Raw genomic sequence first — 17,954 nt, 5'->3', positions numbered from 1 at the left:
TCCCCCTATGCGTCCGCCGCAGCGCCAAGCGGATTGGTTGGCGCGGCGCTGCGGCGGACAAGCTTCATGTGCCGTGTGTCGATGATGCCGAGCGGGTGGGCATGGAATGAGAGTGTCCATTGTCCGTCTTCGGTCTCCAACGCAGCGACCGGTTCGCCCGCCAGCGCTTGCGAGACATATATGAAGCCGCCATTCCATCGGATCTCGCCATTGTGGCGCACGCGGCGGACCGAGGCCTCGGCCGGATAGACGGGCTCGGGTGGTGTCCTGGGCATGGCGCGCTGTGAGGACCGGTAGTGCTGGGCGGGCGTATCCATGCCCAGCGCCTCATGGGGACGTTCCTCATTGTAGCTGTGGCGGAAGGTCTCGAAGGCCTGGCCCTGTGCCGTTCGGTCGGCTTCCGGTGCCTCGGCCATCGGCAGCATGGTCAGGTGAAAGCGCTCGTGACGTCCGTTCTGCTGTGGCCTGCCGGGTGCGATCCGCTCCAAGGTGATGCCGAGCTTGATGAAGCGCACGACAAGCGGCGTCAGCCCGGTGACGCCGGCCGATGCGAAGGGCGGGCCATTGTCGCTTCTGAAGCGATCCGGCAGGCCATGCTCTTCAAACAGCCGTTCGAACACCGGCCAGGCTTCGCTATCGGCCGTCGACCCCGTCGCTTCGAGCGCCAGAAGATAGCGGCTCGACGCATCCATCACCGTCAAGGGTTCGCAACGCCAGCCGTCGCGGGTCCGGAACCAGCCCTTGTGATCGCCAGTCCACACCGCGTTCGGTTCTTGCGGCTGTGGCCAGGGTCCATTGCCGCAGGCCCGCAGGCGGGGTCGCTTGCGGGCGCGGACAAGCCCATGCCGCGCAAGGATCGCGCCGACCGTCGAGGCTGAAGGCCACATGAACTCGGGAGCCGTGCGCCTGAGCCGTGCCACGATCTTCTTTGGACCCCAAAGCGGATGCAGCTCCTTGGCCGCCACAATCCGCTCAACCAGATCCTGAGCTGTCGCCCGGCCATGATTGAGCGGGGCTCGCGGCAGGTCGTGCAAACCCTCAGGCCCAAACGTCCGATAGCGTCCTAGCCATTTGTAGCCGTTCTTGCGTGAGATCCCGTAGGCCGCACAAAGCGCAACCATCGTCTCATCCCCAGAAAGACACTCCACAACAAACCGTAGCCGCTCGTCCATGATGCCAGTCTCTCGCCAAACCATCGCCGGTCCTCCGGCGGACAAGAAAACTGTCACCCATGCTATCGGTCCATTCTGTTACCTATCTATCCGGTTCGAACACCGGGCATTTCTCCCCGTATAGTGACGGGGAGAAAGACGCAGTCATCAATGGTTTCGCCAATCCCGAACGCTGAAAGAAGGGCGCCAAATTTGCAGCCAATTCCCTTCTCCCCGTCACTATACGGGGAGAAGGTGGCGGCAGCCGGATGAGGGGCAGCACCTGACATCGGCGATTGCCCTGGCAAGGCCGATCGCGCCAATCCCTACGGCTCCAACTCCACATCCCAGTAGAGATAATCCATCCAGCTTTCATGCAGATGGTTAGGCGGGAACAGCCGGCCATTGTTGTGCAGGTCGTGCACGGTCGGCTGGTAGGGCTTCTGCAACGGCCACATCTTGGCGTGCGCCGGCATCATGCCGCCCTTCCTCAGATTGCAGGGTGAACAGGCGGCCACGACATTCTCCCACGTCGTCGCCCCGCCGCGATGGCGCGGGATGACGTGGTCAAAGGTCAGATCCTCGGGCGTGCCGCAATACTGGCACTGGAAGCGGTCGCGCAGGAACACGTTGAAGCGGGTGAATGCCGGGTGCCTCGACGGCTTCACATAGGCCTTCAGGCTGACGACGCTGGGCAGCTTCATCGAAAAGGTCGGCGAAGACACCGCATGCTCGTATTCGGCGACGATGTTGACCCGGTCGAGGAACACCGCCTTGATGGCATCCTGCCAGGACCAGAGCGACAAGGGGTAATAGCTGAGCGGACGGTAATCCGCATTCAGCACCAGCGCAGGAAGCCCATCCGGAGATACGGCAACCGTCACCTTGTTGACCTCCTCGTTTTAAAACCGATCGGCGTGGATACTGTAAGCCCGACATGACAGGGATGTGAAGCGGATTGTCATCAGCCAAACGCGGCAAAAATGCAGGGTTTTCATGCTTTTTTGCGGTTTCAGGCCGGAGGTGCCGCGTCCCGGCCCCTGGTTTCGCGATAATAGGACCAGAAAAGCCGCGATGCGACACCTCGCCACGGGCTCCATGATTCGGCCAGGGCGATCAGCGTTTTCTCCGGCGGACGCGGCTCGATACCGAGCGCGTGGCCGACCGCGCTCTGCAGCGCGACGTCGCGCGCGGGGAAAATATCGGGGTGGCCGGCGGCAAACAGGAGATAGACTTCCGCCGTCCACGGGCCGATGCCCGGCACCGCGATCATAGCCGCGATCGCCTCTTCGGCGTCGAGCAAACAGAGGTGATGCAGGTCGAGCCCCTCAACCACGGCCTGCGCAACCGCGATCAGACCGCGCTGCTTCGGCCGCGACAGCCCGGCCTCGCGAAACATGTCCTCGCCGGCGGCAAGGATCGCCTGCGGCGTTAGCGGATCGACCAGTTTCATCAGCCGGCCGAAAATCGCATCGGCGCTCGCACGGGATACTTGTTGCGAAACGATAATGGAGGCCAGGCTTCGAAAACCGGGTTCCGACAGCCGCAGCGGCACCTCGCCAGCCATGCCGCGCACCTTTTCCAGGCGCGGATCGATTGCGCAAAGCGCATCCAACCCGCGCGCAATATCGTCCAGTGTCGCGATGCGTTGCATGTTTTCTTGTTCCTGAACCGACCGCACGGTAGCAATTGGCAAAACCGCTGCACAACCCGATTGCCGCTTGTGAGATGACGCTCCTGACATTCCGCTTCGCGCCGAGCCCGAATGGCGAACTGCATCTCGGCCATGCCTATTCGGCACTGCTCAACCAGCAACTGGCGCGTGCGGCCGGCGGCCGCCTGCTGCTGCGCATCGAGGACATCGACACGATCCGCTGCACGCCTGAATTCGAGGCCGGCATCTTTCGCGACCTCGAATGGTTAGGTCTCGAATGGGAACAGCCGGTGCGGCGCCAGGCCGAGCATTTCTCCGACTATCAGGCCGTGCTCGACCGGCTGGTCCGCGAAGAACTCGTCTACCCTGCCTTCATGAGCCGTGGCGAGATCAGGGCCTTCATCGCCGACAGCGAAAAGCGCGGCCGCGGCTGGCCGCGCGACCCGGACGGCGTGCCGCTTTATCCCGCCGCCGACAAGGCGCTGCCGGTCAGCGAACGCAACCGCCGCATCGCCGAAAATGCGCCCTTCGCCTGGCGCCTCGACATCGATGCAGCGCTGGCGCGCGTCGGCACGGATTTGTCCTGGCGCGAATTCACCAACGAGACGCTTTCGGCGACGCAGCGAGTCGAGGCGCGTCCGCAGGACTGGGGCGACGTCATTCTGGCGCGCCGCGACATCCCGACCAGCTATCACCTGGCCGTCGTCGTCGACGACGCTCTGCAAGGCGTCAGCCATGTCGTGCGTGGCCGCGACCTTTATTCCGCGACCGGCATCCAGCGCCTGCTGCAGGAACTGCTCGGCCTCGGCCAGCCGCAGTATTTCCACCACCGTCTCATACTCGGACCGGATGGGCGCAAACTGTCGAAGAGTTTTGCTGATACCGGCCTTGCCGCGCTGAGGCCGGCAGGCATGTCGCCGGACGATGTCAGGCGGCTGGTCGGGCTCTGACTAAAGCCGGGCCAGCCCCGCCTTGAGCAGCGCCAACGCGCCTATAAACGCGAAGGCGCCGCCCAGTCCCCAGGCAACCGCGAGCTTCAGATCTCTCAGGACGATGCCATGTTCGTTCGCGGCCATGACCGCGGCGAAAAAGCCGAGCGTGAACAGCAATGTGTTGCCGGTCGACCCAAAACCGTCCTCCTGCATGATGGCGTCGAGCGCTGAACCGAAGAAGAAGCCGAACACGGCCACACTGGCCACCGTCATCAAAAGCCAGCTTGTGTCGAGATGCAACAGCATGCGCGCTCCCTGTCGAAGCCAAAACGCCATGTCGCCGGATCCATCGACAGAAGTCGATTGCCCTGACGCCGCCCTTTGAATTCGGCCACCTCCTACATCAGGATGAGCTTATGTACCAATTGTTTCGCTTTGCTTGCCGGATTGAACCGCATTAGAGCAATTGCCGTATTTGTCTCTTCACCGAATCGGACCTCTCCACCGGAAACGGCTTCCCCGAAAATGCACAGTCTCAAGCGGTTCATCCCCGCCTCGTTTGTCGTCCTGTGGGCGACAGGTTTCATCGGCGCGCGCTACGCCATGCCCTGGGCCGAGCCCTTCACCTTTCTGGCGGCCCGCTTTGTCATCGCCGCCTTGCTGCTCGCCGGCCTGATGCTCGTGCTTGGCTCGAAGCGAGCCACAAGGGCAGAAGCGCTTCACGCCACGGTCTCCGGCATCCTCATGCATGGCATCTATCTCGGCGCGGTGTTCTGGGCGATCCACAGGGGCATGCCCGCCGGGCTTTCGGCGCTGATCGTCGGCCTGCAGCCACTGATCACGGCCGTGCTTGCCGGCCGGTTCCTCGGCGAGGCCATCCTGCCGCGCCACTGGGCCGGCCTTGCCGTCGGCCTTGTGGGGGTGATCATCGTGCTGTGGCCAAAGCTCGGCGCTCTCGGCGGCGGCGTTACGCCCGAAACGCTGGCGGCGTCGCTGGTCTCGGTGCTGGGCATGAGCGCCGGGACCATCTGGCAGAAGCGCTATGCCTCGGGTGGCGACCTGGTGGCGGCGACGATGTGGCAATATATCGGCGGCGGCTCGCTGATGATCCTGGCTTCGCTGGCCCTTGAGACCCACACGGTGATCATCAACGGCGAACTGATCTTCGCCATGGCCTGGCTGGTCCTGGTGCTGTCGATCGGCGCCATCTTCTTGCTGATGGTGATGATCCGCGACGGCGAGATGTCGAAGGTCGCGTCGCTGTTCTACCTGGTGCCGGCCGTCACCGCTGTCATCGCCTGGGCGCTGTTCGGCGAACGGCTCAGCCTCGTGCAGATCGTCGGCATGGCAATCGCGACGCTCGGCGTCGGGCTGGCCACGGCTCGGCCAGCCAAAACCTAGCTGCCGACACGCGCGCGCGCTTCGAGAAAGCGGCTGATCGCTGCATTGAGTTCGCCGCCGAGGATGAAGATCGCCGACAGCATATAGAGGAAAACCACGGCGATCATGATCGAGGCGAGGCCGGCATAGGTCGTCACATAGGACGAGAAATGGTCGAGGTAGGTCGCGAACATCGTCGAGCCGACAAGCCACGCAGCCAGAGTGAAAATGATGCCAGGCACCAGCGAGACAAAGCGGCGCTTGCCCGCCGGCAGCCAATAGTGGACGGCAAACAAGCCACCAATGATGACGGTTGAGGCGATGACGTAACGCCACAGCGTGATCGTGCCCGTATAGGGTTTGATCCACTCGAAATGAGCTTCCGCCAGCCGCGCCAGCAAGGGCGCAAAGACCAGGAGCACGCTGATCGCCAGGAAACCGGCCGTCGCGATCAGCACGAAGAAAATGCTCTGCACCCGGCGGTAGATGATGCCGCGCGTTTCGGCGACGCGGTAGGCGCGGTTGAGCGAGGTGCGCAGCGCCTCGATGCCGTTGGAGGCGAAATAGGCCGCCAGCAGCACGCCGTAGGTCAAAAGATCGGTGCGCCGCACGGTCAGCACGTTGAGCACTTCGCGCGCGATAGGCTTCGCGATCTGTTCGGGCCAGGTGTCGAAGACCAGGTGCACGGCAGTATCGGCGAACGCCTGCGCGCCGAGGAAGCTCGCCAGCGTGGTGGCGAAGATCAGGAACGGGAACAGCGCCATCAGCGAAGTGATCGCCAGATGGCTGGCCATGGCCCAGCCGTCATCGGTGTTGAAATGGCCAAGCGCGTCATAGAGCACGCGGCGCAGCACGACGATATTCCGCATCAAGAGCCGCGTTCCCTTCGATTGTCTCGACGCCGCGAATATGGGAAGGGATTGTGGCAAATGGCAACCCTTGCTCAAACCACGACGCCGCCTGCCAAAGAGTTGCGCACCATCATCGTCACCGGCGCCTCGTCCGGGATAGGCGCCCACTGCGCCCGTGCGCTGAAGGCGGATGGCTGGCGGGTGCTTGCAACGGCGCGCAAGCCTGAAGACATAGCCTCACTCGAAGCAGACGGCATCGAGGCGTTTTACCTCGATTACCGTGAGCCGGACTCTATCGAAGCCCTTGTGGGCTCGGTGCTGGAGCGGACAGGCGGACGCCTCGACGCCCTGTTCAACAACGGCGCCCATGCACAGCCCGGCGCCGTGGAAGACCTGCCGGTTGCGGCATTGCGCGAGCAGTTCGAGGCCAATTTCTTCGGCTGGCACGACCTCACCCGACGCATCGTACCGGTAATGCGTCGCCAGGGACATGGCCGCCTCGTTCATTGTTCCTCGATCCTTGGGCTAGCGCCGGTGCCTTTTCGCGGCGCCTACTCAGCCTCCAAGCACGCGCTCGAAGGCCTGATGCTGTGCATGCAGCAGGAACTCAGGGGCAGCGGCATCCATGTCTCGCTGATCGAACCGGGGCCGGTGACCTCGAAAATCGCCAGCAACGGGCTGTTCTGGTTCCTGAAAAACATCGACCACGAGAATTCCGTCCACCACCTCGCCTATGCCACGCAGCTGGCGCGGCTTCGGGCCGGCGGCAGCTCATCACGGCTGAAAAAGGGGCCGGAGGTGGTCTATGCGGCCTTGCGCCATGCACTTCTGTCGCGGCGCCCGCGCCCGCACTATGTGGTAACAGTGCCGGCCAGGATCGGCGTGATGCTCAAGCGCATCCTGCCGGCATCGATGCTCTACCGCGTTCTGGCCAGACGCGCCTGACCGCAACAGAACTGGGAACAGATCATGGCAACCGTCATCAAAGTCCTCCTCGTCCTCGTCATGGTCGCCGTGGTGATCGTGCTTGTCCGCGGCCTCATCAACATGATGCGCGGCGGCTCCGGTGTGAGCTCGAACAAGCTGATGCAGGCGCGCGTGCTGTTGCAGGCGCTGGCGTTGGCACTGATCCTGCTGGTGGTGTACTTCACCCGCAAGTGACGGCCGTTCGGGAGGCGACGTGGTCAAGCTCAACAAGATCTACACCCGCACCGGCGATGACGGCACCACTGGCCTCGGCACCGGTGAACGCAGGCTGAAATCCGACCTGCGCGTCGATGCCTACGGCACCGTCGATGAAGCCAATGCCTGCATCGGCATCGCCCGCCTGCACACAGCGGCAAGTTATCCCGCCATCGACGCCATGCTGTCCCGCATCCAGAACGATTTGTTCGACCTCGGCGCCGATCTCGCCGTGCCCGACGACGGCAAGCCGCTTGGCTACGAACCGCTGCGCATCATCGCCTCGCAGACCGACCGCGTCGAAAAGGATATCGACCTTCTCAACAAGGATCTGCAGCCGCTCAAATCCTTCGTGCTCAATGGCGGCACGCCGGCGGCGGCAGCACTTCATCTTGCCCGCACCGTGGCGCGACGGGCCGAGCGGATCATGGTGGCACTGGCGCAGGACCCGGCCGAACATGTCAATCGCGAGGGGCTGAAATACATAAACCGCGTCTCGGACTTTCTGTTCGTCGCCGCTCGTGCGGTCAATGACAACGGAAATGCCGACGTGTTATGGGTGCCCGGCAAGAACCGCTGAATTTTCGAAGGCGGGAAAGGGCTTGGGGCATGTTCATCCCGCTTTACGACTCCAACAGGTTGCGCCACATCCGGCTGCAATATGTGACGATCGGCCTGATCGCGGCCAACGTGTTGGTCTTTCTCATCACCACGATCGGCGGCGAAAATTTCAACAACGCCGCCGTGCTCGGCTTCGGCTTCATTCCTTCGGTTGTCCACGACACGGCAGAACTCTCGCCCCAATTCGTCGTCATTCCCGAGAGCCTGAGTTACCTTACCTATGCCTTCCTGCATGCCGATATCTTTCATCTCGGCGGCAACATGCTGTTCCTGTGGGTGTTCGGCGATAATGTCGAGGACGCACTCGGCCACATCCGCTACCTCATCTTCTACCTGCTTTGCGCCATCGCCGGCGCCTTCTTCCAGGGGCTCGTCGCCTGGAGTTCGGAGGTTCCGCTGATCGGCGCCTCCGGCGCCATTGCCGGCGTCGTCGCCGCCTATCTGGTCCTCTACCCCCGGGTGAAAGTGTGGGTGCTGGTCTTTGCCCGGATTCCGCTGCGTATCCCGGCCTTCATCCCGCTGATCCTGTGGATCGGCTTCCAGGTGGTGATGTTTGCCGCCGGCGGCGAAAACCAGATATCCTGGGCCTGCCACATTGGCGGCATCATTGCCGGTGGCGTGCTGGTGCTCATCATGCGCAGCCGCGGCGTGCCGCTGCTCGCCGGTGACGACGGCGAGCCGGAACCCGCCGATCAGCCAGCCGCTTCTATTGGGCCGGCGCCAGCCGGTCCGGCTCCCGTGCAACCTGAGACGCGTTGGGGCCGGGGTGGCGCTTCCGGTCACAACTGAACCGATTTGAGTGGTTTGGCCGCTGCCGTGGCATATTGACGTGTTGCGTCGCCACAACTACGGAGAGCGCCACCGCTAGGCGGCAGAAGACCAGAATTCGTCCGGCCAGGATTCCGTTTGGCCGCAATTCAGTCAGGAATGTCGGCTTTCGACAACTCTGCGGAGGCGCACGCTGCTATAGCGCGCCCGGATATCTCAGGAGAGGTGACAGGCAAATGAAGATCCTTGTGCCCGTGAAGCGGGTTGTGGATGCGAACGTCAAGGTTCGCGTCAAGGCTGATGGTTCGGCGGTTGAACTCGCCAATGTCAAGATGGCGATGAACCCGTTCGACGAGATCGCGGTGGAAGAGGCACTCCGGCTGAAGGAAGCCGGCAAGGCCGAAGAGATCATCGTCGTTTCGATCGGCCCGCAGCAGGCGCAGGAAACGCTCCGCACCGCGCTCGCCATGGGCGCCGACCGCGCCATCCTGGTCAAGACAGATGAACAGACCGAGCCGCTCGGCGTCGCCAAGGTGCTGAAGGGCGTCGTCGACGCCGAGCAGCCCGGCCTCGTGATCCTCGGCAAGCAGGCGATCGATGATGACTCGAACCAGACCGGCCAGATGCTGGCCGCCCTGCTCGGCTGGGCACAGGGCACCTTCGCCTCCAAGGTCGTGCTCGACGGCGACAAGGCCAAGGTGACGCGCGAAGTCGATGGCGGCCTGCAGACGGTGGAACTGAAGATGCCGGCGATCATCACCGCCGATCTTCGCCTCAACCAGCCGCGCTACGCCTCGCTGCCCAACATCATGAAGGCCAAGAAGAAGCCGCTCGACGAAAAGAGCCCGGCCGATTACGGCGCCGACGTCAAGCCGCGCCTGAAGGTGCTCAAGACCGAGGAGCCCAGCGGCCGCAAGGCGGGCGTGAAGGTCAAGAGCGTCGCCGAACTGGTCGACAAGCTGAAGAACGAAGCCGGCGTGCTCTGAGACTGGAAGGAACAGATAAAATGACCATTCTCCTCATCGCAGAACACGACAACGCAACTCTTTCCGACCAGACCGCCAAAGCGCTCTCGGCGGCGCTGCAGATCGGTTCGGACGTGCATGTGCTGGTCGCCGGCAAAGGCGCCAAAGGCGCTGCCGACGCCGCCGCCAAGCTCAAGGGCGTGAGCAAGGTGCTGCTGGCCGAGGCCGACGAACTGGCCGAGCGCCTCGCCGAACCGCTCGCCGCACTCGTTGTCTCGCTGGCCGGCGCCTACGACACCATAATCGGGCCGGCGACCTCGTCGGGCAAGAACGTCGCGCCGCGCGTGGCGGCCCTGCTCGATGTCGCGCAAGTCTCCGAGATCATCGAAGTGGTTTCACCAGACACGTTCAAGCGGCCGATCTATGCTGGCAATGCGATCCAGACGGTGCAGTCTACCGACGCCAAGAGGGTCATCACTGTGCGCACCGCCTCCTTCCAGGCTGCCCCCGAGGGCGGCTCGGCAGCTGTCGAGACGGTGAAGGCCGCGGCCAATCCCGGCCTCTCCACTTTCGTCGAGAACAAACTCTCGGAAACCGACCGTCCGGAGCTGACCTCGGCAAAGATCATCATTTCGGGCGGCCGCGCGCTCGGCTCCTCGGAAAAGTTCCAGGAAGTCATCCTGCCGGTCGCCGACAAGCTCGGTGCAGCCGTCGGCGCCTCGCGCGCTGCCGTCGACGCCGGCTACGCCCCGAATGACTGGCAGGTCGGCCAGACCGGCAAGGTCGTGGCGCCGGACCTCTATATTGCCGTCGGCATTTCCGGCGCCATCCAGCACCTTGCTGGCATGAAGGATTCGAAGGTCATCGTCGCCATCAACAAGGACGAAGAGGCGCCGATCTTCCAGGTTGCCGATTACGGCCTCGTCGGCGACCTGTTCGTCATCCTGCCGGAACTGCAAAAGGCGCTTTGACGCTCTCTGCCAAAGCGTATTAAATTGTGAAAGGGTGGGGTAGACGAAGCTGCCCCACCCTTTTAGTTTGCACTGCACAAAAAGCAGGCCGCAAAGGCCTTTTCGACGGGATCGCTGCAAATGGCCAAGATCGAGACGATCGGCATCATCGGCGCCGGCCAGATGGGCGGCGGCATCGCGCATGTATCAGCACTTTCGGGTTTCAAGGTGCTGATCTACGACGTCTCGCCCGACCGTATCGAGAAGGGCATTGCCACGGTCAGCGGCAACATGGCCCGTCAGGTCGGCTCCGGCAAGCTTGAGGAAAAGCTGCGTAACGAAGCGATGGCGCGCATTTCCGCAGCCCCCACCATGGCTGATCTCGCCGGTGCCGATCTGGTTATCGAGGCGGCGACCGAGGACGAGACGGTCAAGCGCAAGATTTACGCGCAGCTCTGTCCCCAGCTCAACCCGGAAGCCATTCTGGCGACCAACACCTCGTCGATTTCGATCACCCGGCTTGCGGCGCAGACCGACCGTCCCGAGCGTTTTATCGGCATACATTTCATGAACCCCGTGCCGCTGATGAAGCTGGTCGAACTGGTGCGCGGCATCGCTACCGAGGATCAGACCTTCGAGGCGGCCAAGGCCTATGTGAAACAGCTCGACAAGACCATCACCGTCTCTGAAGATTTTCCGGCCTTCATCGTCAACCGCATTCTGTTGCCGATGATCAACGAGGCGATCTACACGCTCTATGAGGGGGTCGGCTCGGTCGATGCCATCGACACCGCCATGCGGCTCGGCGCCAACCATCCGATGGGACCGCTGCAGCTCGCCGATTTCATCGGCCTCGACACCTGCCTGTCGATTATGCAGGTGCTGCATGACGGCCTGTCGGATTCGAAATATCGCCCCTGCCCGCTGCTGGTGAAATATGTCGAGGCCGGCTGGCTCGGCCGCAAGACCGGGCGCGGCTTCTACGACTATCGCGGCGAGCATCCGGTTCCGACGCGCTAACCACCAGAACGAAAGTTCCGTGCTCCCTCAGGACGCCGCTGCAAGCGGCGGCTCTGCTTGGCCTCTTGACCCGGTATCGTCAGGCGCCACGGAAACACAGCCGCGGCCGGCGGCCTTGGCCGCATAGCAGGCAGCATCGGCCCGGGCGATGATCTCGTCGACTTCACCGCTGTTGCTGTGGATTGGCGCCAGCCCGATGCTGGCATCGATCGCATGCGGCCGGCCGTCCCAGCTGAACTGCAGGCCGCGGATGGCGTCGATGACCGAGCGTGCGGCAATCCTGGCGCCGGCGCTCGGCCCGGCTTTCAGGATGACCGCGAATTCGTCGCCGCCGAGGCGGGCCACGATATCCTCCGGCCCAAGCGCACCGCGAATGGCCTCGGCAACCCGCTTCAGCAAGGCGTCGCCGGCGGCGTGCCCGCCAGTGTCGTTGACCAGCTTGAAATGGTCTAGATCGATGAACATGAAATGATGTTCGCCCGCCGGCCTGGCTGTGCCGGCCTTGCGGCTCCGGTCGACCAGTTCCTCCATGGTGCGGATAAAGCTCGAACGGTTGGCAAGGCCAGTCAGCGCATCATGCGCGGCGGCATAGGCGAGCTGGCGCTGCAAGGCGCGCGCATCGGTGAAGTCCTGGAAGACAATGACCAGGCCGCAGAACTCCTGGCGGTCGTTCATGATCGGCGACACCACCTGGCGGATGCTGCAGCGTGTGTCGTCGCGACGGATGAGGACGGCGCGACTGTTCTGGTCGACAGGGCTGGCGCTGCCGAGCGCCGGCCGCGTCATGCCGATCCTTTGCCCGGTTTCTTCGTCCACCGCCCAGTAGACATGGCCAAGCGTCTTGCCGAGCGCCTCTGCGCCAACAACGCCGGTGAGCTTTTCGGCGACAGGGTTCATGAAGGTGATGCGGTTTGCGGCATCGGTGCAGATGACGGCGTCGCCGATCGACTGCAGCGTCACCCTCAGCCGCTCCTTCTCGTCGGCCAGCATTGCCGCCGATACGATGAGGCTTTCCTCGGTTTGCTTGCGCTGGGTGATGTCGGTCAGGCTGCCGATGGCCCTGACCAGCCGTCCGTCCTTGTCGCGTTCGAGCGTCTTGCCGCGGTCGAGGATCCAGACCCAGTGGCCATCCTTGTGGCGCATCCGGAACTCGGCTTCGAAGAACGGTGTCCTGCCCTCCAGATGGGCACGATCGGCTTCGGCGACGTTTTCGCGATCGTCGGGGTGGATCATCGCCAGCCAGCGGTCGGGGTCGCCGTCCAGTTCGCCATCGGCATAGCCCAGCATCTTCACCCAGGTGGCGGAGTAGGTGGTGCCGCCCTTCCGCATATCAAGATCCCAGACGCCTTGTCCGGCGCTGGCCAGGGCAAAATTCCAGCGCGTTTCGGCCTCGGCTATGCGCGCCTCGGATTGCTTGCGCGCATCGATATCCTCGATCTGGGAGACCAGGTAGAGCGGGCTCCCGCTCTTCTCGTCGCGAATGACGGAACCGGCAAGATGGGCCCATACCGGCGTGCCGTCCTTCCTGAGGTAGCGCTTTTCGAAGTGGAAGGCGTTGACGGTGCCCGCCCGCATGCCTTCCATCGTCTCACGGCCGATCTGCACATCGTCGGGATGGGTGATCTGGAAGAAGGTCAGCGCCTCGATCTCCTGCTTGCTATAGCCGAGCATGGCGGCGAAGGCCGGGTTGGTTTCATGGATGCGGCCGTCGAGGCCGACAATGGCGATGCCGATCGCCGAATCCTCCATGGCGCGGCGGAAACGCTGCTCGCTTTCGGCGATCTGCCGGCGGTCGTCCAGTATCCGGTAAATGAACAGGGCGGCGAGAATCAGCGCAACGGCGGCGACCGGCACCGATATCTGCAGGCAGAGTTTCAGCACTTCGGCGCTGACATCGAGCCGCGACAGCAGGAGCGCGACCACGGCAGCGCAAAGCCCTCCGGCCGCAAGCACCAAAGCCACGTGACTGTCAGCCCGCAGGCTTTTTCGCTCTCGTCGCATCACTGTGCATGCCATCCCATGCGCAACACATTTCTGCAAAAAACACTGGATGATCGATTTTAAGGAAAGGTTGCGCCGGAGCCACCGGCAACACGGTGAACCCGCAAACAATTCCCGGCATGATTAAGGATCGGTGATTATTGGGCGATCTTGGACGGCCCGGTCACCAGCGCACGAAGAACCGTCCCCCGAGCGCGCCCAGACCGGCGAGGACGGCGATGGCGAGCGTGTACCAGGTGGCGACGAAAAGCGGAGAATCGTCGAAGCAGTGCGCGGCGTAGAAGGTCGCCGCCAGGCCGCCGGCGAGCAGTCCCGCGACCGCCCCGGCCAACACCGGCCGCGTCGGCGCTCCATAGCGCAGCATCCACAGGAAGACGGCAAGCGGGCCGATTCCGATCAGCGGGATGAAGCCCATGCAGATCATCATGTTGGAGCCGACCATGCGCGTGCTCCACATCGGCTCCGGCACCATGAACAGTTCGAGAGCCACCGCCACGGCCACCAGCAGCGGCGCCGCCAGCATCCAGGCCGCGGCTCTTGCCGTCGAAGCGCCCGGCGTCGACAACGCCCGGACCAGGCCAAAGGCGGTGACGGCGAGCACGATGGTGAACACGAACTTCGCCAGGAACCGCATCGTGTGCATGGCGGTCATGATGTCGGGACGCGGGCCGATGGTGAGAAAGAAGACCAGAGCCGCGATCACCGCCGCGGCTGCCGCCGCCATCAACCAGGCCGAGCGCAGCGGCATCGCCTTGCTGCTTGTGTCGGCGTCGAGTGCCTTGATGAGATCCTCCGTCCTCATGTCACTGCCGCCCGAAGCGCCCCTGCCCAAATCGCTTGGCGATCGCGGCAAGCCCGCGATGCAGCGACACCCGCACCGCCGTCTCGCTGACGCCGAGCCTGGCCGCCGTCTCGCCGATGGAGCGGCCGTCGACCGAGATCGAAGAAACGACGGAACGCTGCGCAGCCGGCAGTCCGTCCAGCGCCCGGTTGATGTCGCGTTCGCTGACGGTCTCGGTTTCCGGCTCGGCAAAGGTCTCGGCGATCTCGTCGATCTCGATTTCGATGCGCCGTCCGCGCCGCCGGAAAGCATCGATCAGCTTGAAGCGGGCTATCGCATAGATCCATGGCAACACCGGCGCGTCCTGGCGCCAGGTATGCCGTTTCACATGAATGGCCAGCAAGGTTTCCTGCACGACATCCTCGGGATCGACCCCGCCCTGTACGATCTTGCGCCTCGCAAAGCCGCGAACCAGCGCGGCGATCCGGTGCAAAAAGTCGGCGTAGGCCCTTTCATCTCCCGCGATCGCGGCCCGCATCAGCCGGGAAAGCTCGGCCTCATCCTTGCCGCTCACAAGAGTTCACTCCCCGATCTTCGCGCCTCGGCACCGATTTGTTACGTGTCCGGCGAAATGATGTCCAAGCCAAAGTGCCGCAAAATCACGAAAGTTTGCGGGAGCGGCGACCGATTGAAGCAGCCGAGCAATGTTGACTACTGCTGTCAGGTATCGATAGGTGCAGCCTGCGAAACCAGAACCACCGAGACTGAGGATGACGCCATGAGATACACGCTCTCCACCCTAGCGGGGGCCACAGCGCTGGCCGTGAGCATGATCGCCGGGCCGGCGATGGCCGCGGATGCCGGCATCATCGTCTACAACGCCCAGCATGAGAGCCTGGCCAAGGAATGGGTCGAAGGTTTCACCAAGGAAACCGGCATCAAGGTCACGCTGCGCAATGGCGGCGACAGCGATTTCTCCAACCAGATCGTCGCCGAGGGCGCTTCTTCGCCGGCCGACGTGTTCCTGACCGAAAACTCGCCGGCGATGACCCTGGTCGAAGCGGCGGGCCTTTTCGCGCCGGTCGACGCCGACACGCTGGCGCAAGTCCCGGCCGAATTCCAGCCGAGCAGCGGCAGATGGGTGGGTGTCGCGGCGCGCAGCACCGTCTTTGCCTACAACAAAACCAAGCTCACGGCCGAAAAGCTGCCCAAATCGATGCTCGATCTCGCCGATCCGAGCTGGAAAGGCCGCTGGGCAGCCTCGCCTTCCGGCGCCGATTTTCAGGCCATCGTCAGCGCGTTGCTCGAGCTCAAGGGCGAAGCCGCAACCGCCGACTGGCTGAAGGCCATGAAGGAGAATTTCACCGCCTACAAGGGCAACGGCACGGTGATGAAGGCGGTCAATGCCGGCGAGATCGAAGGCGGAATCATCTACCACTATTACTATTTCGGCGATCAGGCAAAGACCGGCGAAAACAGCAAGAACGTCGAACTGCATTATTTCAAGAACCAGGATCCCGGCGCTTTCGTCTCGATCTCCGGCGGCGGCGTGCTCGCCTCGAGCAAACACCCGAAGGAAGCCCAGGCGTTCCTCAAATGGGTGACCGGGAAAGGCGGCCAGGACGTGCTGAAGACCGGCACGTCCTTCGAATACGCTATCGGCAAGGACGCGCAGTCCAATCCCAAGCTGGTGCCGCTGGCCGACCTGCAGGCGCCGAAGGTCGATCCGGCGACACTGAACTCCAAAAAGGTGACGGACCTGATGACGGCAGCCGGCTTGCTTTAGGCTGGGTTCGTCCTAAAAGGGCAACGATTGCGCTCCTGCCGGACTTTCCGCAGGAGCGCTCTGTTTTCGAGATGGCATTGTCCATGACAACACATTGCGTTTCCGGCCGCGCCTGCGGCGCCCCCGCCCCGGCGGCAGTGGCGCGGTCGAGCTGATGCAAACTGCGGTCGATCTCGCACGTTCAGGCCAGACAGTCGGGCGGTCCCGCCGGAAGCCCATGTCCTGGATCGCGCTTGCCGCCATAGTTGTCTCGCTGCTGTCGCTGCTGCCGCTGGCGTTCATCATCTGGATCGGTGTGCAGATCGGCTGGGACACTGCTTCGGCCCTGGTCTTCCGGCCGCGCGTCGGCGAACTTCTGGTCAACACCGTGCTTCTGGTGGCGCTCACCGTGCCGATCGCCACCGTGCTGTCGGTGACGCTGGCATGGCTGACCGAGCGCAGCGACCTGCCCGGCGCCCGCCTGTGGGCTTGGCTGTCGGTGGCGCCGCTCGCCATCCCCGCCTTCGTGCATTCCTACGCCTGGATCACCATGGTGCCGACCTTGCACGGCCTGTGGGCCGGCGTGCTGGTCTCGGTTCTCGCCTATTTCCCGTTCCTCTATCTGCCGCTGGCGGCGGCTCTGCGCCGGCTCGATCCTGCTTTGGAGGACGCAGCCGCAGCACTCGGCCTTGGACCATGGCGGGTGTTTTGGCGTGTCGTGCTGCCGCAGCTGAGACTGGCCATTTGCGGCGGCGCGCTGCTGGTCGGCCTGCATCTGCTGGCCGAATACGGCCTCTACGTCTTCATCCGCTTCGACACTTTCACCACGGCGATCGTCGACCAGTTCCAGTCGACCTTCAACGGTCCCGCCGCCAACATGCTGGCCGGCGTCCTGGTGACTTGCTGCTTCGTGCTGCTCGCGCTGGAGGTGCTGGTGCGCGGCGAGGAACGCTATGCCCGCGTAGGCTCGGGTGCCGCGCGCCGCCAGCAGCGCACCAGGCTCGGTCGCGCCACCCTGCCCTGCCTGGCTCTGCCTGCCATCGCCACGCTTCTCGCCATCGGCGTGCCCTTCGTCACCATCGGCGGCTGGCTGGTCGCCGGCGGCGCCGATGTCTGGCGTTTGGACGAGATCGGCCTGGCGCTTGGCCAGACGCTGTTCCTGGCGCTGGCCGGCGCCTTGCTTGCGACCATCGCCGCCATGCCGATGGCCTGGATCTCGATCCGCGCGCCGGGACCGCTGCAGCGGCTGCTCGAAGGCTGCAACTACATTGTCGGTTCGCTGCCCGGCGTGGTCATCGCGCTGGCCTTGGTCACCATTACCGTGCGCATCGCCATGCCGCTCTACCAGACGCTGTTCACAATCCTGGTCGCCTATGCCCTGATGTTCCTGCCGCGCGCCTTGATCAGCCTCAGAGCCTCGATCGCACAGGCGCCGGTCGAGCTCGAACGCGCCGCCGCCAGCCTTGGCCGGCCGCCGCTGAAGGCGCTTTGGTCGACAACGATTCGCCTGTCGGCGCCGGGGGCTGCGGCCGGGATGGCGCTGGTCGCGCTCGGCATCATGAACGAGTTGACCGCCACCCAGATGCTGGCGCCCAACGGCACGCGCACGCTGGCCATGGCGTTCTGGTCCTATAGCGGCGAGATCGACTATGCGTCGGCCGCCCCTTACGCCTTCATCATGGTGACGATGTCGCTGCCGCTGACCTGGCTGCTCTATGTCCAGTCGAAACGGATGGCCGGGCGATGAGCTTTCTCGAAATCAGTGGCCTCACCAAGCACTACGGCCCGGTCGCAGCCCTTGCCGGCATCGAGCTCAGCGCCGCAAGCGGCAGTCGCACCGCGATCGTCGGCCCGTCCGGCTGCGGCAAGACGACGTTGCTGCGGCTGATTGCCGGCTTCGAGGCGCCCGACCAGGGCCGCGTCGTGCTCGACG

The 17,954-nt window shown here is 63.8% G+C and carries 20 protein-coding genes; 12 read left to right on the top strand and 8 right to left on the bottom strand.

Annotation, left to right across the window (positions count from 1 at the left end; translation table 11 throughout):
• Positions 1-5: 5 nt before the first annotated feature.
• From X726_RS146975 to X726_RS146985, 3 genes are all read right to left on the bottom strand, one after another.
• The gene (locus X726_RS146975; protein ID WP_023826017.1) at positions 6-1,196 is read right to left on the bottom strand and encodes an integrase core domain-containing protein; all 1,191 of its coding nucleotides are present in this window, start codon (positions 1,194-1,196) and stop codon (positions 6-8) included.
• A gap of 281 nt (positions 1,197-1,477) precedes the next feature.
• A complete protein-coding gene (locus tag X726_RS146980; RefSeq protein ID WP_008874122.1) occupies positions 1,478-2,035 on the bottom strand; it encodes an HNH endonuclease in 558 nt (185 codons plus the stop codon).
• A gap of 128 nt (positions 2,036-2,163) precedes the next feature.
• The gene (locus X726_RS146985; protein ID WP_023671679.1) at positions 2,164-2,805 is read right to left on the bottom strand and encodes a DNA-3-methyladenine glycosylase; all 642 of its coding nucleotides are present in this window, start codon (positions 2,803-2,805) and stop codon (positions 2,164-2,166) included.
• Positions 2,806-2,879: 74 nt separating this feature from the next.
• On the opposite strand from X726_RS146985, the gene gluQRS reads away from it, so the two are divergent.
• Positions 2,880-3,755: a tRNA glutamyl-Q(34) synthetase GluQRS gene (gluQRS, locus tag X726_RS146990; RefSeq protein WP_023671678.1), complete on the top strand. Its 876-nt coding sequence runs from the start codon at positions 2,880-2,882 to the stop codon at positions 3,753-3,755.
• On the opposite strand, the gene X726_RS146995 is transcribed toward gluQRS, so the two are convergent.
• Positions 3,756-4,073 carry a hypothetical protein gene (locus X726_RS146995; RefSeq protein WP_245260927.1) on the bottom strand — a complete coding sequence of 106 codons (318 nt, stop codon included), beginning with the start codon at positions 4,071-4,073 and terminating at the stop codon, positions 3,756-3,758.
• 189 nt (positions 4,074-4,262) lie between these two features.
• Here X726_RS146995 and X726_RS147000 point away from each other — a divergent pair, with 189 nt between their 5' ends.
• A complete protein-coding gene (locus tag X726_RS147000; RefSeq protein ID WP_023671676.1) occupies positions 4,263-5,138 on the top strand; it encodes a DMT family transporter in 876 nt (291 codons plus the stop codon).
• Here X726_RS147000 and X726_RS147005 read toward each other — a convergent pair.
• On the bottom strand, positions 5,135-5,986 hold the full coding sequence (locus tag X726_RS147005) for a YihY/virulence factor BrkB family protein (protein ID WP_023671675.1): 852 nt from the start codon (positions 5,984-5,986) through the stop codon (positions 5,135-5,137). The two genes, X726_RS147000 and X726_RS147005, sit on opposite strands and share 4 nt — an antisense overlap.
• 60 nt (positions 5,987-6,046) lie before the next feature.
• Here X726_RS147005 and X726_RS147010 point away from each other — a divergent pair, with 60 nt between their 5' ends.
• The 7 genes from X726_RS147010 (at position 6,047) to X726_RS147040 (ending at position 11,474) form a co-directional block, all read left to right on the top strand.
• A complete protein-coding gene (locus X726_RS147010; protein WP_023671674.1) occupies positions 6,047-6,913 on the top strand; it encodes an SDR family oxidoreductase in 867 nt (288 codons plus the stop codon).
• A gap of 24 nt (positions 6,914-6,937) precedes the next feature.
• Complete coding sequence (locus X726_RS147015) at positions 6,938-7,129, top strand: twin transmembrane helix small protein (RefSeq protein ID WP_023671673.1); 192 nt, start codon at positions 6,938-6,940, stop codon at positions 7,127-7,129.
• A gap of 19 nt (positions 7,130-7,148) precedes the next feature.
• Positions 7,149-7,730, top strand: a complete 582-nt coding sequence (locus X726_RS147020; protein WP_023671672.1) for a cob(I)yrinic acid a,c-diamide adenosyltransferase — start codon at positions 7,149-7,151, stop codon at positions 7,728-7,730.
• 29 nt (positions 7,731-7,759) lie between these two features.
• Entirely contained in the window at positions 7,760-8,560 is an 801-nt protein-coding gene (locus tag X726_RS147025) for a rhomboid family intramembrane serine protease (protein WP_023671671.1), read from the top strand.
• A 215-nt stretch (positions 8,561-8,775) separates the two neighbouring features.
• On the top strand, positions 8,776-9,525 hold the full coding sequence (locus tag X726_RS147030) for an electron transfer flavoprotein subunit beta/FixA family protein (protein WP_023671670.1): 750 nt from the start codon (positions 8,776-8,778) through the stop codon (positions 9,523-9,525).
• Positions 9,526-9,545: 20 nt separating this feature from the next.
• Positions 9,546-10,475 carry an electron transfer flavoprotein subunit alpha/FixB family protein gene (locus X726_RS147035; protein ID WP_023671669.1) on the top strand — a complete coding sequence of 310 codons (930 nt, stop codon included), beginning with the start codon at positions 9,546-9,548 and terminating at the stop codon, positions 10,473-10,475.
• A 120-nt stretch (positions 10,476-10,595) separates the two neighbouring features.
• A complete protein-coding gene (locus tag X726_RS147040) occupies positions 10,596-11,474 on the top strand; it encodes a 3-hydroxybutyryl-CoA dehydrogenase (protein WP_023671668.1) in 879 nt (292 codons plus the stop codon).
• Positions 11,475-11,501: 27 nt separating this feature from the next.
• On the opposite strand, the gene X726_RS147045 is transcribed toward X726_RS147040, so the two are convergent.
• From X726_RS147045 to X726_RS147055, 3 genes are all read right to left on the bottom strand, one after another.
• Complete coding sequence (locus tag X726_RS147045) at positions 11,502-13,436, bottom strand: PAS domain S-box protein (protein WP_050588569.1); 1,935 nt, start codon at positions 13,434-13,436, stop codon at positions 11,502-11,504.
• A gap of 202 nt (positions 13,437-13,638) precedes the next feature.
• Positions 13,639-14,277 (bottom strand): NrsF family protein, encoded by a 639-nt coding sequence (locus X726_RS147050; protein ID WP_023671666.1) that lies wholly within the window; start codon positions 14,275-14,277, stop codon positions 13,639-13,641.
• 1 nt (position 14,278) lies between these two features.
• On the bottom strand, positions 14,279-14,830 hold the full coding sequence (locus tag X726_RS147055) for a sigma-70 family RNA polymerase sigma factor (protein ID WP_023671665.1): 552 nt from the start codon (positions 14,828-14,830) through the stop codon (positions 14,279-14,281).
• Between the two features lie 204 nt (positions 14,831-15,034).
• Here X726_RS147055 and X726_RS147060 point away from each other — a divergent pair, with 204 nt between their 5' ends.
• The 3 genes from X726_RS147060 to X726_RS0135835 all read left to right on the top strand — a co-directional run.
• The gene (locus X726_RS147060; protein ID WP_023685327.1) at positions 15,035-16,042 is read left to right on the top strand and encodes an iron ABC transporter substrate-binding protein; all 1,008 of its coding nucleotides are present in this window, start codon (positions 15,035-15,037) and stop codon (positions 16,040-16,042) included.
• A gap of 154 nt (positions 16,043-16,196) precedes the next feature.
• Complete coding sequence (locus X726_RS147065; RefSeq protein WP_031215216.1) at positions 16,197-17,768, top strand: iron ABC transporter permease; 1,572 nt, start codon at positions 16,197-16,199, stop codon at positions 17,766-17,768.
• The coding region (locus X726_RS0135835) for an ATP-binding cassette domain-containing protein (protein WP_031215214.1) at positions 17,765-17,954 on the top strand (190 nt) is incomplete at its 3' end. The genes X726_RS147065 and X726_RS0135835, both read left to right, overlap by 4 nt.

Origin of the sequence: Mesorhizobium sp. LSJC285A00 (assembly GCF_000503155.1) — a bacterium.
Lineage (GTDB): Bacteria > Pseudomonadota > Alphaproteobacteria > Rhizobiales > Rhizobiaceae > Mesorhizobium.
This window is presented reverse-complemented; position numbering and strand designations above follow the sequence as displayed.